This is a genomic window from Helicobacter pylori, assembly GCF_001998165.1.
Lineage (GTDB): Bacteria > Campylobacterota > Campylobacteria > Campylobacterales > Helicobacteraceae > Helicobacter > Helicobacter pylori_DL.
The window spans coordinates 1-353 of record NZ_MTWR01000187.1 but is presented as its reverse complement, the minus strand read 5'-3'; the positions used below and the strand labels follow the sequence as shown (position 1 = coordinate 353).

General features: G+C 40.5%; 1 pseudogene. It reads right to left on the bottom strand.

Annotated elements, in window-relative coordinates:
• Nucleotides 1-165: 165 nt before the first annotated feature.
• A pseudogene (locus BZK24_RS08820) lies at nt 166-353 on the bottom strand (hypothetical protein); the annotation flags it as partial.

Genomic DNA, 353 nt, shown 5'->3' with positions numbered 1-353 from the left:
TTTCGCCATCTTTTGTTGTTTCTACTTCTTGGTAAATGTCTTTAAGATAGTCGTATTCTTTAGCGATTTCATTGCCATTTTCTAAGGTTTTCTTATGCGTTTCATTAAGTGCTAAGAGTCTTTTAAGAGATGATGGGATTTTAATTGCCTTTAAGATCGTTTTTGAAGGCGTAAGCGTCCAGTCTGTCCTGGCTGTTCTCTAGAGAGAGAAAGCCCCAAATCTCTGGAGCTATTTTGCTGATGAGATGGGGATTGCGGTGGCTGTGATACTCCTCTCGTATCTTGGGATAAATCCCCTGTTTCTCTGCCTCTAACATCATTTTGATGTCCGCTTGTTTCTTCTCTTTGGCTAG